Origin of the sequence: Paraflavisolibacter caeni (assembly GCF_025628885.1) — a bacterium.
In the GTDB taxonomy this organism is placed as follows: domain Bacteria; phylum Bacteroidota; class Bacteroidia; order Chitinophagales; family Chitinophagaceae; genus Flavisolibacter; species Flavisolibacter caeni.
This window is the reverse complement of the sequence record NZ_JAOTIF010000003.1, coordinates 118,543-134,385: the sequence shown is the minus strand read 5'-3', so window position 1 is coordinate 134,385 and position 15,843 is coordinate 118,543. Positions and strand designations below refer to the sequence as shown.

Here is a 15,843-nt window from a genome sequence, read left to right as displayed (position 1 = left end):
TGCTTTTGGTTTAATAATAAAGGTCAAATTAACTATTAAAATGCAATTAATTGCATCAAACTTTAAAGTTCAATTATTAAACTGAAGATTCTTAGAACCTGGGGCATAATGTGGCATCAATACTGGAATTGTCTTTATTGAGAAAACCAATATATGCTACAGACAATTCAAAGCCCCCGCGGCCATAGGTGCTTGTTCTGAGTTTGGAAATGTTTACATCATAGCTCAACCCAAACGTAAAGGGGCTATAATCGAGCCTGATAGTTGGGATGAGGGCGTCATTCCAGCGTAGAAATGCTCCCCCATGCAGCATATAATCCGGACGTTCAAAGTCACTTCCCATCTTTAATCCATATAATATCCCCGCTAATGTTTCCCTGTATGTACCCTGCATCATATGATCTGCTTCCAGCCTCAGTGTTGTCATTTCTGTAACACCAAACTTAAGCCCTGCTGAAAAGACATATTTAGGATTGAGCACAATTTCGTTTACCCGGTAAAAAGAGTTCTTTGGCCGGTTGAAATGATGATATGCAGCACCAATCAATAAGTTGTTTTCCGGTTTCTGGCCAAAGTTTGCATTCAGGCTCATTCCCACACTCCCATCTAAATAAGAATAACGTGCCTTAGTGATGCTCTCGCCATCCCCCCTACCTTCATATTGGCTATTGGTTGTCATTTTTGACTTGTCAAAACGCCGTTGCACCAATCCCCCCATAAAAGCCATAGAAAGATAAATATTGTGGACACTGCTTAACGATTTATGGTAGTTTAAAGCGGGCAACACATGAGTAGTATTCATTTCGATGGTACCAGCCCTATCCTGAAACAACTGGATACCGGTAGTAATGAAGTCATTAAAGTTACCAATCCTCATTTTATATTCAGCATCCAGAGAGGCTGTTTTATAGGCATTGGCCACACTATTCCATTGAGACCGGAATACAGACTGTACCCGTATATCACCATTGACGATTCCTGCAAACGCGGGGTTGCGGCTAAGCGGTGCTTCCGTGAATTGTGAAAAATGAATATCCTGTGCCATTGCTGCTATTGTAAAAAATGCGACCATGCACATCATCAGCCTTCTTATATAAAATTTCACCATTGTCACGGACTTTGATTTATGAATCAATAGCATTTATCTAATCAGGGCAATATCCCCTGTATAGGATAACACTTCCATGTTATCACATATCACCTCACATGTGTATACATAAACATCAGACGTCAGTAATTGTCCTTTGTAGATGCCATCCCACCCTAACTTATCATCATTGGCATTAAAATTCATCCTTTCAAATACCAATTCACCCCAGCGGTTAAAAACTCTTAAAGAACGTACAAGCGAAATACCTGTACCCCGAGGATAAAATTTATCATTGCTACCATCATTGTTCGGAGAAAACGTGTTTGGAATAAAAAGATTACCCGAATTACAAACCAGTGAAACCGTCATGTAATCAGTACTTGTACAACCACTTATGTTTTTCACCGTTACCGTATATTTTGTATTTCTTCTAGGGGTAGCATTTGTCGTTTCACAATGCAAGCAACTCAGGTTATAAGGGGGTGTCCACTGCCAACTGACCACATCAGTAGAACTAACAGGTTTGATCTGTACAGAATTTCCAACGGGAATGGTCACATCAGGGCCCGCATCAACCTTTGGGTATGGATTCACTTTAATAAATACTGTTGCAGTATCAGTAAAGCACTTGTCTATATCCCGCCCTACCACTGTATATAAAGTGGAAGTAAGCGGCCTTGCTTTGGGATTATGAATATTGGGATTGTCCAAACCAGTTGCAGGATACCAGGAAAAACTGTCCGCACCCCAGGCCGATAAAAGGACACTGTTTCCTACACATACACTGTCGTTTGGCCCTGCATCGATTTCAAACCTTTGCCTGACAACCACCTTAACGGAATCAATGTCCAGGCAACCAAACTGGTTATACCCCGTGACCTCATAAATTGTTGTGTCAATTGGAGAGGCTTTAGGACTGGCACAATTGTAACAGGTCAATTCTTTAGCTGTACTCCATCCATAAGTTACTGCCCCTGAACCTTTCAATTGCACCGAATCGCCTCGGCAAATTAAAATATCAGGTCCGGCATCTACAATAGGAAGAGGATGAATGACCACTTCCTTTGTATTAATAGATTTACAGTTATGATCATCTGTTACACTTGCTGTGAGCAGGTAAGTTTTATCTTCTGTATAAACCTGCTCCGCCGGGTACTGAACGGTGGAGGTATTTCTGTTTCCAAAGTCCCAGGTCCATTTCAGGACCATGGAATCTCCCCTTATAACTTTGCCCTTAAATAAAAACTTCCCAGGCTTACAACTTTCAAGATCTCCTGCTATATCGATTATTGGACTTTCAAATACATCAATCTTTTTGTTGATAACTGCGGTATCCTTACAACCGGTTTTTGAAGTGGTAATCAGTTGTGCTGTGAATGAACCAGGATTCTTATAATGGTATACGGGATTCTGTTCATTGCTGAATTTACCATCACCAAAGCTCCATTCCCATGACTTTAACGGTTCAACACTAGAAGAGGAATCTGAAAACCGGACATATCCGGAATCGCAAAACTTGAAATTATCAAGGCCAAACTTTGCAATAACGTCCACCACTTTGATTGTATCTTTCCCTTGAACCGGAACTTTACATCCAGCGTCATCGATAAGGATCATTCTGGGAACGTAACTGCCAATTTGAGTATAGGTATGTTTTACTACAGAGTCTATTGTCGCCAAAGTGCTGCCATCACTATAATCCCATATAAATGAAATGTTATTTAAAGTATGCGCCGTTAATGTAACAGTATGGGGATTACAACCAATTTGTTCCGGGTATTCCAATGTGCCAGTTGGACCTTTTACAACAATCTTTTGGATCTTAGTTTCCACACAACCGCCCGGACTGGTTACTGTAAGACTGGCATTGTAAACACCAGGATAAGTATAATAATGCGAAGGTGAACCAAATGTTGATAGATCACCGTCATCAAAATTCCATTTGATTGTTGTATAGTTGACAGAGGTATTAGTAAAGTTTACCAATAAAGGTGGGCAGGTTGCAAAAGTATCTGAAACCAGGAAGGACACCCTTGGATAAGTGATTTTAATATATTCATTTTTTAGCAAACTATCCTTACAGCCATATTTGTCTGTCACTACTAATTTTATAGAATATAAACCCGTATCCTTATAACTATAAATGGGGTTAAGCTGATCAGAAAAAGAACTATCGCCAAAACTCCATTGACTCGTTAGGTTGTAACCAATTGACCTGTTAATGAAGCGAACTGGTTTACCAGTACAGGAAGAAGAATCAAAAGAAATAAAATCGGCCTTAGGTTGCGCAATGGTCACAACTTTTGGCTTGGATATCACGTCTGTACAGCCATAACTATCCACTACTTTAAACGTTACGGTATATTCACCTGCTTTCGTATACAAATGCTTGTAAGGGGCGCCAGATGTGGAGTCAATGGAATCATCACCAAAATTCCATATTCTTTTGACTACTTCATTGATGCCGTCAGTTTTGGAAGAATCAGCAAATAAAATAAGGCTGCTACCCAGGCAAGCACCTTCAACATTAGGGTAGAAATCAGCCGTTGGACCATAAACAGAAACTGGAGCAGTGGTAGTGTCGGAACATCCCAGTAAATCTGTGATAGTCAATGAAGGAACGTATTTTCCTGCTTTAGAATAAGTATGTGCAATGTTGATGGCGCCGATTGCATTACTTCCGTCGCCAAAATTCCATTCCATTTTAGAAATGTTAGCTATATTGAAGTCCTTCCCTTTAAAATTTACAGGGCTTCCCTTACAAACGATAGCTGGATCGAGGCTGAACGCAGCTTTTTCATTGATCACTCTTACAATTTGTGCAGTCGTATGGGTGCAGGATCCATTTGAAATATCCAGTTTCACAGAATAATTTCCCGGTGAAGCATACGTATGTGAGGGATTCCTTTCTTTTGAGCCTGATCCATCTCCAAAAGTCCACTCCCAGGTTAGTGCACCAACAGATTTGTCTGTAAAGTTCTTAGTAAACTTATCATCACAGCTATTGATAAAAGAAAAACTTGGTATCGGCGGCTTAATATATACCACATCGTCAATAGTAATAGTATCAGGACAAGTTTTGCCATTTACGATCAGTGTCACTGAAAACCATCCGGTATCCTGGTATTCATGAACCGGATTTTGCTGTGTTGAAGTCGTGCCATCGCCAAACTTCCAAAACCATTCATCAATGATCCCAGTACTGGTACTGTTATCTGTAAACGTAGCCGGGTCCCTTGCACAAACAAGTTTGGGGTTGACTGAAAAATTTGCTTTTGCCTTTTCTGCAGTCTTTACAGCCTCTTTAATGACAACAGTATCTGCACACCCGCTTTGAGTAGCAACAATTAAGGTGATATCAAATTTACCGGCAGTTGTAAAAATATGACTCGGATGCACATCATTGCTTGTAGTGCCATCGCCAAATTTCCAGAGATAGGAAGTCACAGGCTCACTAGAAACAACAGTTGCCATTGGTGAAAATTCCAGTGGCAAACACCCTGATTTCAACACGTTGCTTACGATTGCCGTTGGTTTCAGAACCTTAATAAATTGATCCATCACTGTTGTATCACTACAACCGTTCTCATTAAAAGAAATCAAGGTAACCGTATACCTGCCTGTATCCTTATAGGTGTGTTCCGGCTGTCGATCGGTAGACGAAGTACCGTCGCCAAAAAACCACTTATAAGTATTGTTACCCGAAGTATTATTTGTAAACTTAACTGTAAAAGGAGCTATACAACCGGAAACCAGAGGAGCGGTAAAAGAAGGTTTTGGATTGGGAGTCACAATAATACTTTTCGTAATAGAATCAAGGCAGCCACCAAAATTGTTTACCAGTTTGATCTTATAGGTTCCGGGACCTGAGTATTTTTTTACAGGAATAAATGATTCAGAAATTGTCCCATCACCAAAATTCCAGGTTACAAGCCCGGGTTCAGGGGAAGACGCATTGGTCAAAGAAAAGGTTTGTCCGGCACAAACAGTATCGGGGAGATTAAAATCCGATGAAACAGTGCCCACAGAGACCAGGTTTTCCTTTAACATCGTATCCCTACAGCCTTTTGAGCTGACTGTTACCAAACTTACGTTATAGGTTCCCCCTGTTGTATAGGTATGCTGAGGATTCCTATCAGTTGATCGAATACCATCGCCAAAGTCCCATTGATATGTCAGGGACCCAGGTCCTGAAGATTGGTTGGTAAATTGTAGCGATACCGGAGCCCCGCATATTCCAGGACTGTTATTTGAAAAATCAGCATCCACACCATCTCCTATTTTTATATACTGAGTCTTTTTCAAAATCTTCTGACATCCAAAACTGTTGGTGACTCTTAATGTTACAGAGTAGTCGCCTGCATCCAAATACGTATGGATTGGATCAGGATCCTGAGAAGTTATCCCATCACCAAAGTCCCAGCTCCAATTTGTAAGCGTTCCACTCGAAGTTGTGCTCAAGTCTTTAAACTGTACAGACAAAGGGAAGCAACCCATGGTATCGGAAGCATTAAAATCAACAGCTGGATTGGGATAAACTGTAACATATTGGTCCTTGATCAGTACATCCTCTGCATCGGCAGATCGCACTACCAGTTTTATTTTATAGGTACCAGGTGTAAAATATGTTACGGAAGGATTTTGTAAATATGAAATAACCCCATTACCCAAATCCCACTGCCATTGTGTTGGATTTCCTGTCGATTCATCTGTAAACTGAACCACTATAGGAGCACATCCAGATACAGGAGACGCTGTAAAAGCCGCTTTAAGCTGGCAAAAGGCGTTTGTATTAGATACTAGTATAACTAATATTAATAAAAATAATCTTCGTTGGACGGTGGCCAAAAACCCCATAAGACGGCTGCATTAGGTTTCGCATCAAAAGAGTACGTGCTGGCTAAAAATATTAAAAGAAGAGCAGAATTAAAAGCCCCAGGCAGTGGTTTGGCCGAAGTTTTTTTGATAAAACAAGAATTGTCATTCCCCCCATTAAGATACTTCCAAATATTTTTCCACAGAGTTATATGTATCTCACAATATACATTCGGCCTCACCTTTTACCGGGATATTCTAACCTTAATACAATGAAAAGCAAAGACTTATAAACAGGGAATAATATTGTTCCTGAAAATGCGCATTCTTTTTTAAAGTGCAGCATAAAAAAGTAATCCACAACTGAAGCCCTCTTTATAAAATCTTTATGCATGAACGGAAATATTTTATACTTCACTTATGAACGCTGTTCTACATTTGTGGTTTGATTAGAGATTAATGGCGGAGTTTTTTTTTAATAAAGTCAGCAAATCCAGGCAATATTTTCTCAGTTTATTGTTCGTATGCATTGTATCGTTTTTATGCTTTGTATTCGCAAATTTTATAGACTACAAAATAGTAGCATTTATACTCCTGGTAACTGTTTCTCTGATCGCTATTACTTTTGACATCTTCCCGGTATTGACTGCCGCCGTACTCAGTGCCTTGATCTGGAATTTCTTTTTTATTCCTCCCCGTTTTACTTTTCATGTTGGGTCAACGGAAGATACTATCTTGTTTGTTATGTATTTTATCATTGCAATGGTAAATGCTGTACTGACCAATAAGATTAAACTTATTGAAAAAGGAGCCAGAGAGAAAGAAGAGAAAAGCAACACAGTAAAGCTGTATAATACATTACTCAACTCCTTATCTCACGAACTACGGACTCCAATTGCAACTATTATTGCAGCTACAGATAACTTACAAACCAACAGCAGCAATTTAACTCCTAATGACAAAGAGGAACTCCTTGCTGAAATATCCACTGCCTCATTCCGCCTCAACCAGCAAGTGGAAAACCTACTCAATATGTCAAGGTTGGAGTCTGGTTTTATACAGCCTAAAAAAGACTGGTGCGATATCAATGAGCTTGTTTATGATGCAGTTAAAAGAATAGAAGAAAATAAAGCTACGCAACATATAACTATAAATATCAGTCCCAATTTGCCGGTTCTTAAACTGGACAAAGTCATGTTGGAGCAAATCATCTATAATCTTTTAAACAATGCTTGTCAGTACACTGCGCCAGACAGTATGATTCAACTCAAGGCAACTTATAAGCCCCATTTTTTAGAGATTGTCATTGAGGACAATGGAGATGGTTTTCCGGAGGAAGAAATCAAAAATGTATTTGAAAAATTTTACCGTTTAAAGACTTCCAGAACAGGGGGCACGGGACTTGGATTGTCCATTGTCAAAGGTTTTACAGAAGCGATGGGCGGATCCGTTCTGCTTCAGAATGTCAGCACCGGTGGAGCAAGATTTACATTGATAATTCCTGCTGAATCCACCCTCTTAAAAAAAACTGATCAATGGCAAAAGCGGATTTATTAATTATAGATGATGAAGCGCAGATAAGAAAACTGCTATCCATTACACTTCAAAGTAATGGATACACAGTCAGGCACGCCAGTACAGCTAAAGAAGGACTCATTACTGCAGCCACCCACCCTCCTGACCTGATCATTCTTGACCTGGGGCTACCAGATGAAGATGGTCATACCATATTAAAGAAGCTTAGAGAATGGTTTACAAATCCTGTTATTATTCTTTCGGTCCAGAACAGCGAATCAGATGTCATCAAGGCTCTTGATAATGGTGCTAATGACTACTTATCTAAACCATTCCGTACTGGGGAATTACTCGCCCGCATCAGGTCAGCTTTACGGACTTCTGTTTTAGAGGAAAGCAAACCAGTAATCATTTGCGATGACTTGCAAATTGACCTGGCAGAAAGGACTGTTAAAAAGAATGACGAACTGGTAAAGCTAACCGCAACAGAATATGCCTTACTTGCACTATTTGCCAAGAATGAAGGTAAAGTATTGACACACCAATACCTTTTACGTGATATATGGGGTCCGGGTTATATCAACCAATCACAATACCTTCGGGTATTTATTGCTCAACTCAGAAAGAAAATAGAAAAAGATCCAAACCGCCCGGAAATCATTGTAACGGAATCAGGAATTGGTTATCGTTTTATATGTAAAGAACAATAAATAAAATAGCAAGATATTGTAGATATAACATCTAATGTTTGGCCATATGAAAAGAAATAAATTTTAAAGCTCTATTAAAAGATCAAAATGCCAACATCACATCATAAGGTCACATTTGCGGGACTTCTGATTGCACTGGGAATTATTTATGGAGACATTGGAACATCTCCCCTTTATGTACTGAACGCCATCATCAGCGGGAAAGTGATCACCGAGCAGCTCATTGTGGGCGCGTTATCCTGTATTATCTGGACGCTTACCTTGCAAACCACTGTCAAATATGTTATCCTTACCCTCCAGGCGGATAACAGGGGTGAAGGCGGCGTATTTTCACTCTTCGCTTTAGTAAGAAGAAGGCGCAGATGGCTTGTGGTACCTGCCATGATCGGGGGAGCCTCTTTACTGGCAGATGGCATGATCACCCCTCCTATCTCAGTTACATCCGCTATTGAAGGTTTGAAACAGTTACCTGCTTTTTCCGGCATCACACAAACCACTATCGTTTATATTGTCATTGGCATTATTTCAGTATTATTTTTCATTCAGCAGTTTGGTACAGCCCTCATCGGCCGTTTCTTTGGGCCGGTTATGTCCTTATGGTTCCTGATGCTGGCCTTATTTGGACTCATTCACATTTCAGATGACCTGCAAGTATTTAAGGCATTTAATCCTTATTATGCGATCAAACTGCTCACAACATATCCCAAAGGCTTTTATATCCTAGGTGGTGTTTTCCTCTGTACCACGGGTGCCGAAGCGCTTTATTCGGACCTGGGCCACTGTGGGAAATGGAACATACGCTATTCCTGGATATTCGTTAAGTCCTGCCTGATTTTGAACTACCTGGGACAGGGTGCCTGGTTAATAAGCCACTACAATGGTAAACCTATTACCTCCACAATGATCGAGCATGGTTTCAATCCGTTTTATGGTGTGATGCCAGAGTGGTTCCTTTATTTTGGTATTGCTATTGCCACAGCAGCGGCCATCATTGCCAGCCAGGCACTGATTTCCGGTTCCTTTACCCTGATCAGTGAGTCCATGCGCCTGAACCTGTGGCCCAAGTTTAAAATTGTTTACCCAACCGAGGAAAGAGGTCAACTTTTTATCCCGGCTATTAACCTCTTACTGTATGCGGGATGTGTTGGGATTGTACTTCATTTTGAGAAAGCCTCGAGTATGGAAGCTGCATATGGACTGGCCATTACACTTTGTATGATTGCCACCTCCATTCTCTTTGCCAATTACCTGGTGCTGCACAGAGCAAAGGCTATTTTGATCTATCTATACCTGGCAATTTACTTTACCATTGAATTTAGTTTCCTGTGGGCAAACATGGATAAGTTCCCTCATGGTGGCTATGTTACCCTGTTTGTTGGAGGCGCCTTATTCTTAGTGATGTATGCCTGGTTCAAAGCCCGTAAGATCAAGAACCGCTATGTGGAGTTTGTACGGCTGGAGCACTATATTCCCAAGATCCAGGAGTTGAGCAACGACCGCTCTGTGCCCAAGTATGCTACCCACCTGGTGTACCTGACCAGTGCCGATAACCCTAAAGAAATAGAGCACAAGATCATCTATTCTATACTGAACAAAAAGCCCAAAAGGGCGGATATCTACTGGTTTGTGCATGTGGACACCCTGGATGATCCTTATACCTCAGAGTACACAGTTGAACACATCATTCCCAACGATATCATCCGTGTGGAATTCAGATTAGGCTTCAGGGTTCAGCCCCGCATCAACCTGATGTTCCGCAAAGTGGTGGAAGACCTGGTAGCCAACAGGGAAGTGAACATCACCAGTCGCTATGAAAGCCTGGAGCGCAGCAATATTGTGGGAGACTTCTCCTTTATTGTCATGGAAAAATACCTCAGCCAGGATAACGACCTGCCGATCTTAGAGCGCATGGTCATGAAACTTTACTTCTGGTTGAAGGAGGTGAGTCTTTCAGAAGAAAGGGGCTTTGGACTGGATGTCAGTACGGTAACCGTAGAAAAGTTCCCGCTGATCGTGGCACCTGTTACCAACCTGAAACTGAAAAGAGTGGAACCAAGGAAGTTGATGAATGATGAATGATCTGTTATCAGTAAGCATGCTCATTACAGACAACTCATTATTCATTTTTCATTAGTACCGTGGGCACATTACTGCACTGCAAAGGGGTGGAAAATGGTCCATGGCAGGAAGATAATAAAAAAGCCGCTCCAATAAAGAGCGGCTGTAATATGGATATTAAACCAATTAAGATGTTTTATGGTTGCTGTTCTCATCCAGGATTAGTGGGAAACAGCGAGCTTTAATTTGGTAACAGTAATGTTTTTCATAGCGAAATAAAGAATAACCAGGAAACAGCAAGCCGGTACCAAGTAAGCAGTCTGAATGTTGGTGGCATCAGAAACACGTCCCATGATCACAGGGAAAATAGCGCCTCCAACTATAGACATGATCACCAGGGATGACCCCTCTTTTGTTTTTGGTCCAAGTCCGCGAATGGCTAAAGAAAAAATAGTTGGGAACATAATGGACATGAAGAACTCTACTCCCATCAGCGCATACACGGAGAATTTACCATCAAGCATTACAGCCAATATCAACAACAAGAAATTAATAACGCTATAGACAGCCAGCAACCTTGATGGTGCAATATATTTCATCAGGAAGGTACCTATAAAACGTCCGGCCATAAAACCCAGAAGTGCAGCTGACAGGAAGAATGCAGCCGATTTTTCTTCAATACCAGCAACCTGATGAGAGAAACGAATGAAAAAGCTACTGACGCAAACCTGCGCACCCACATAAAAGAATTGCGCAAGTACGCCAAGCATTAAGTTTTTCTCTTTAAATATCGACTTGTGACTTGTCTCTGTCGTTTCCTCTTCCTCAATTTCAGGGAGAGGTGTTCTAATCAATAGAATGGCGACCAATAGCACCACTACCCCGATAATGATAAAAGGGAGTTGAACAGAAGATGCTTCATGTTGCAAGTAATCGTTCAGTTGCTGCGGAGACATGACAGCTTCCTGCTCTGCCGAAAGTGTTTTACCTGAAAGTATAAAATTACCGCCAATTAAAGGAGCCAATGTAGCTGCCAATCCATTAAATGACTGGGCAAAGTTGATACGCTGGGTAGCCTGATCAGGATCGCCAATCACAGTGATATATGGATTGGCCGCAGTTTCCAGGAAAGTAAGTCCACACGCAATAATAAATAATGCCGTCAAAAAGAAACCATACATCCTTGTGGTTGATGCCGGGTAAAACAGAAAGGCACCAAATGCAAAAAGCAGTAATCCAACAATGATCCCCCCTTTATATCCAAACCGCTTCATAAACTGGCCGGCAGGTATCGCCATTAGAAAATAGGCAATATAGGAAGCCGAATCAATAAATGCCGACTGCGTATCTGACAGTTGGCAAGCCTTTTTGAGGTGAGGAATTAAAATAGGATTCAAATTGAGTGCAAATCCCCAGAGGAAAAACAATGAGGTAACAAGAATTATTGCCAGACGTTTGCCGTTAGTTTTTGACATTTTAACAATCGTTGTTTTGATTTAAAATGGTTGGTTTTCTATTGAATATATAAATATCTCTTTGAATAGGCGGGAAGATAAATAATGATTGGTAATCAAAACAAAATATTAGTTAAGAAAGCTTAAAATTCAAATCATTGGCCTTCACGTTAAGATGGAACCGGCCCAGTTACCAAAGAACCGGCTTAGTAATGAAATGGTTTGACGGTGTTACAAGTTTCCTTTTTTCAATTCATTTATTGCATGATTGGCAGCTCTTGCAGTAAGTGCCATGTATAAAATAGAAGGACTTTGGTTCCCGGTACTGGTCATACAAGCACCATCGGTAACAAACACATTCGGACATGCGTGCAACTGGTTCCATTTGTTGAGCATTGAAGTTTTGGGATCTTTTCCCATTCTCACACCGCCCATTTCGTGAATATCCAAACCAGGAGGTTGCTTACTGTCATTCTGATTAATATTTTTACAGCCCGACCTTTCCATCATTTCAGTACTCTGCGTTAAAAAATCCTTAATCATTTTTTCGTCATTTTGATCATAGTCTACTGCTGTCACCAGTAATGGTATACCCCACTGGTCTTTTTGGTCTTTGCTCAAGCGGACATGATTTGTTTCCTTAGGAATGGTTTCTCCCTGCATATACATATAAACTTTCCACCCTCCAGGTTCGGTCAGGGCATCTTTATAGTTACCTCCTATGGTTTCAGTCATTGTACTTTCATCTACTCCGGAACGGAATGCCCCCATAAAAGTGGTAAACCCTCCTACATAATCCGTATCCTGGGTGTGCAGGTTCCTGTAGTTAGCAATAATCGGCTCAGTAGGATTACGGCCGTAGTAATATTTATCCTCAAAACCATCAATTGTTGCATTCACAGAAGCGCGGTAATTATGAAAAGCCACAAACTTGCCTAATACCCCATTTTCATTTCCCAGACCATTAGGGAAACGGTTAGATGTGGAGTTTAATAAAACCAAATTACTGTTTAAAGCAGATGCGTTTAAGAAAATAATGCGGGCATAATAATCGGTTGATTCTTTTGTATTTGCATCGATCACCCGGACGCCAATTGCTTTCCCTTTTTGTTCATCGTATATAATGGAATGGACTACAGAAAACGGACGAATGGCAAGGTTTCCGGTTCTTTCTGCCCAGGGTAAAGTAGATGAAACAGAGCTGAAATAGCCACCGAACGGGCATCCTCTCATACATTTATTTCGCGCCTGGCATCGGCCCCTACCCTGCTGCAAATGAATCTCTTTAGGTAAAGTCAGGTGTGCCCAGCGTGCATGAACCAGGTAGCGATCTTTATAATGTTTCCTAATGTTTTGCTGCATGTGCGTTTCGACACAATTCAAGTCGAATGGAGGGAGAAACTCTCCATCGGGCATAGCCTCCAAGCCATCTTTGTGACCACAGACGCCGATAAAGTTCTCCACATGGCTGTACCACGGAGCAATATCCAAATAGCTGATAGGCCATTCAATACCATAGCCCAATCGTGCGGGTGCTGTAAACTCAAAGTTGCTCCACCGTTGACAGGCGCGCCCCCAGGTAAGGGACTTACCTCCCACTTGGTAACCACGGATCCAGTCAAACGGTTTTTCCTGAACATAAGGATGATCAGCATCCTTGATAAAAAAATGAGCGGTATCCTCACCAAAGCCAGCCGCTTTACTGATCAAGGGATTTGCTTTCCTGAAATCCCGGGCCATTTGACCCCTATGGGTAAACTCCCATGGGTGTTTGAAAGCTGTTGGATAATCTTTATTGTGAACGATATTTCTGCCTCTTTCCAATACCAGTGTTTTCAATCCGTGTTCGCACAGTTCTTTGGCGGCCCAGCCACCACTAATCCCTGAACCAATCACTATGGCATCAAAAGAATTTTGTGCAACGCTCTTAGTATTGATATTGATGTTAGTAGAATCGTTAGGCATCGGCAAGCAATTGAGTGCGATAAATTACGAATTTATCAATTAATTCTGCACACATTAAGTACCAAAGAGGCTAGAAATTGCAGTAAAAAAAAGCACAATGACTTTAAATAATATGTCATTGTGCTTTTTTATTTTAATGAAAACTGATTACAGATTTACTGAACTGCTATCAGGCTTCGAGGGAACAGTATCTTTTTGAGGAACTGTATCCTTTGCCATATAGCTATTAAAGCTAGTTAAATTAGCGGAGCTGCTATCAGATTTACCAGGAACAGTGTCCTTTTGAGGCACGGTATCTAAAGTCATGTAGCCATTTAAGTTTTTGGCTGATGCACTTGTATTAGAAGGTAATTGAGCAACGCCCATGGTAATTAAGCCTGCAACGAATGTAGTTGCTAATAAAAGATTCTTCTTCATGTTGGTGTTTTTAAGGTTAATGATGTTTCCTGGTTTTAATCAGGTTAACGATGTTGAGGCCTAATAAACAAATACTCTGCCAACAATTAGATCTCTTATTTTTCAAATATTAAATTCAAAGGCGCGGTTAAAGCCAACTAGCAGAAACGAAAGCTGAATTATTTTATTGTTTAACAAAATATAAATGATTTGAACCTCCAGCTATATGTTATTTATTTATTAAAAAAAAACAAATATTCCATTTCTATTTGAAACTTATTTTAGATAATCAGCATATTCATCAAGGGGCTTTTGATAAATTACTTTAAAAACGTTTTGTAAAGCCACCAAGTTGATTGATAAATACTTCAATATTCGTATAACCTTGCTTTCCCTTTGCTTTTTCCGAACTGTCTTTTGGATCATGAGGATTCAATCCATTGGATTTTTCCCAGTCATCAGGAAGACCATCAGCATCACTAACCATACGTGGTAGTACAAGTACCCGGGCCCGGGCCCGCAACCTTTGTTTCTTCAACAACTATCTCGCTTTCATTTACTGGTCTGCGACGCCAGAAATTGGCAAGTATAGATCCTGATATATTCATCCATGGACTGAAAACTGCAGCAGGAAGTCCTACAGTACCCAACTTACCCATGGCACCAGCCAGACCGGAAGCCATGCCACCGTTTTGCAGTCCCACTTCAAAAGCAATGGTACGAGCAGAGTTCTTATCCAGACCAAATATCCTGCTTAACCAATAGCCAAAGAAATAGCCAGCTGCATTATGGAAAACAGAGGTAAAGAATAGCAGCAAGCCAACTTGCATGAGATTATCGCGACCTGCAGCCGTAGTGACCGTAGTAAAATAAACAATACCAAACATGGAGAAATAAGGCATAAAGGAGTCGAAACGCGAGACCCGATTAGCCAGCAAGTTATAACCAACACCAGCCAGAACAGCACCTGCAAAAAAACTCAGGATCTCGAATGACTGAAGGATAGAGACTGATAAATGCGCTTTCAAAAACTGCCACAACCCAAAGGGCAGAGCAACTAACCAAAGAATTGAAGCCATTATTATATTCCTTACAATTCTCCAGCCCTGAGGTGAAGCAGTTTTCAGGTAATCGTGCAAGAGAGCTGCACCAATAGGAACGATCACTATCTTAATGATCTCCATCATCATGTCGATAAAATGTACCTGGATCAAAGTACCTGCTAATAACTTCATCAGGAATGGTGTCATAATAGGAGCAACAAGAGTAGCCATTGCCGTTACAGTTACAGATAACACCAGGTTTGCGCGTGCTATATATACCATGACATTAGAAGCCAGGCTGCTCGAACAGGAGCCAATTAAAATGATGCCGGCAGCGATCTCCATATCAAAATGAAAGATCCTTGTCAACAAAAAGCCAACGAGGGGCATGATTGAAAAGTGACAAATCAATCCTATCAAGACTCCTTTGCCTGTGCTTGCTAAACCTGTAAAATCACGCAAACTCATTTGAATACCCATACCAAACATCACCATTTGGATTACCAAGAGGATCAACCATTTGTTGCGAAGGTCAAAGTCACCCCACTTTTGAAAAGCGGCCGGATATATCATGCCCGCTACGACCGCAGTAATGATCCAGGCTGTGTATTGATAGCTTTTTAAAGCAGGAATCGAACCAATCCCAATAGCAAAGAATACAGATAGGCAAACGGCCGCAGGCTGCCAGATATGAGGCTGTGCTGAAACAATTCCTGCAATTAACAGAATAAGAGAAAGGCCACTAAGGCCCAGGCAAATTTTTCGTAGAGATTTCATAATGGCAGTTGGGATGGTGT

General features: G+C 40.9%; 10 protein-coding genes. 3 read left to right on the top strand and 7 right to left on the bottom strand.

The genetic code is table 11. The features are described 5' to 3' along the window. Window positions 1–91: 91 nt before the first annotated feature. Both OCK74_RS06995 and OCK74_RS06990 read right to left on the bottom strand, forming a co-directional pair. Complete coding sequence (locus OCK74_RS06995) at window positions 92–1,108, bottom strand: PorP/SprF family type IX secretion system membrane protein (RefSeq protein WP_279296303.1); 1,017 nt, start codon at window positions 1,106–1,108, stop codon at window positions 92–94. 33 nt (window positions 1,109–1,141) lie between these two features. Next, window positions 1,142–5,947 carry a PKD domain-containing protein gene (locus tag OCK74_RS06990; RefSeq protein WP_279296302.1) on the bottom strand — a complete coding sequence of 1,602 codons (4,806 nt, stop codon included), beginning with the start codon at window positions 5,945–5,947 and terminating at the stop codon, window positions 1,142–1,144. A 417-nt stretch (window positions 5,948–6,364) separates the two neighbouring features. On the opposite strand from OCK74_RS06990, the gene OCK74_RS06985 reads away from it, so the two are divergent. The 3 genes from OCK74_RS06985 to OCK74_RS06975 all read left to right on the top strand — a co-directional run bounded on the left by OCK74_RS06985 (window position 6,365) and on the right by OCK74_RS06975 (window position 10,209). Then, window positions 6,365–7,462, top strand: coding sequence for a sensor histidine kinase (locus OCK74_RS06985; protein WP_279296301.1), 1,098 nt, complete (start codon window positions 6,365–6,367; stop codon window positions 7,460–7,462). After that, window positions 7,441–8,130 (top strand): response regulator, encoded by a 690-nt coding sequence (locus OCK74_RS06980; protein WP_279296300.1) that lies wholly within the window; start codon window positions 7,441–7,443, stop codon window positions 8,128–8,130. The genes OCK74_RS06985 and OCK74_RS06980 overlap by 22 nt, the downstream gene beginning before the upstream one ends. An 87-nt stretch (window positions 8,131–8,217) precedes the next feature. Continuing rightward, a complete protein-coding gene (locus OCK74_RS06975; protein ID WP_279296299.1) occupies window positions 8,218–10,209 on the top strand; it encodes a KUP/HAK/KT family potassium transporter in 1,992 nt (663 codons plus the stop codon). Window positions 10,210–10,409: 200 nt separating this feature from the next. On the opposite strand, the gene fucP is transcribed toward OCK74_RS06975, so the two are convergent. From fucP to OCK74_RS06950, 5 genes are all read right to left on the bottom strand, one after another. After that, window positions 10,410–11,663 carry an L-fucose:H+ symporter permease gene (gene fucP / locus OCK74_RS06970; RefSeq protein ID WP_279296298.1) on the bottom strand — a complete coding sequence of 418 codons (1,254 nt, stop codon included), beginning with the start codon at window positions 11,661–11,663 and terminating at the stop codon, window positions 10,410–10,412. A 210-nt stretch (window positions 11,664–11,873) separates the two neighbouring features. Next, window positions 11,874–13,607, bottom strand: a complete 1,734-nt coding sequence (locus OCK74_RS06965; protein WP_279296297.1) for a GMC family oxidoreductase — start codon at window positions 13,605–13,607, stop codon at window positions 11,874–11,876. A 147-nt stretch (window positions 13,608–13,754) separates the two neighbouring features. Next, a complete protein-coding gene (locus OCK74_RS06960) occupies window positions 13,755–14,024 on the bottom strand; it encodes a hypothetical protein (protein WP_279296296.1) in 270 nt (89 codons plus the stop codon). A 304-nt stretch (window positions 14,025–14,328) separates the two neighbouring features. After that, a complete protein-coding gene (locus OCK74_RS06955; protein ID WP_279296295.1) occupies window positions 14,329–14,490 on the bottom strand; it encodes a hypothetical protein in 162 nt (53 codons plus the stop codon). Further along, window positions 14,483–15,823, bottom strand: coding sequence for a bile acid:sodium symporter family protein (locus OCK74_RS06950; RefSeq protein ID WP_279296294.1), 1,341 nt, complete (start codon window positions 15,821–15,823; stop codon window positions 14,483–14,485). The genes OCK74_RS06955 and OCK74_RS06950 overlap by 8 nt, the downstream gene beginning before the upstream one ends. Window positions 15,824–15,843 lie beyond the last annotated feature (20 nt).

Coding starts and splice junctions, on each gene's coding strand:
- OCK74_RS06965 (WP_279296297.1), bottom strand. CDS start 13,607: ATGCCTAACGATTCTACTAACATCAATATCAATACTAAGAGCGTTGCA.
- OCK74_RS06955 (WP_279296295.1), bottom strand. CDS start 14,490: ATGGTTAGTGATGCTGATGGTCTTCCTGATGACTGGGAAAAATCCAAT.
- OCK74_RS06985 (WP_279296301.1), top strand. CDS start 6,365: ATGGCGGAGTTTTTTTTTAATAAAGTCAGCAAATCCAGGCAATATTTT.
- OCK74_RS06995 (WP_279296303.1), bottom strand. CDS start 1,108: ATGGTGAAATTTTATATAAGAAGGCTGATGATGTGCATGGTCGCATTT.
- OCK74_RS06950 (WP_279296294.1), bottom strand. CDS start 15,823: ATGAAATCTCTACGAAAAATTTGCCTGGGCCTTAGTGGCCTTTCTCTT.
- fucP (WP_279296298.1), bottom strand. CDS start 11,663: ATGTCAAAAACTAACGGCAAACGTCTGGCAATAATTCTTGTTACCTCA.
- OCK74_RS06990 (WP_279296302.1), bottom strand. CDS start 5,947: ATGGGGTTTTTGGCCACCGTCCAACGAAGATTATTTTTATTAATATTA.
- OCK74_RS06975 (WP_279296299.1), top strand. CDS start 8,218: ATGCCAACATCACATCATAAGGTCACATTTGCGGGACTTCTGATTGCA.
- OCK74_RS06960 (WP_279296296.1), bottom strand. CDS start 14,024: ATGAAGAAGAATCTTTTATTAGCAACTACATTCGTTGCAGGCTTAATT.
- OCK74_RS06980 (WP_279296300.1), top strand. CDS start 7,441: ATGGCAAAAGCGGATTTATTAATTATAGATGATGAAGCGCAGATAAGA.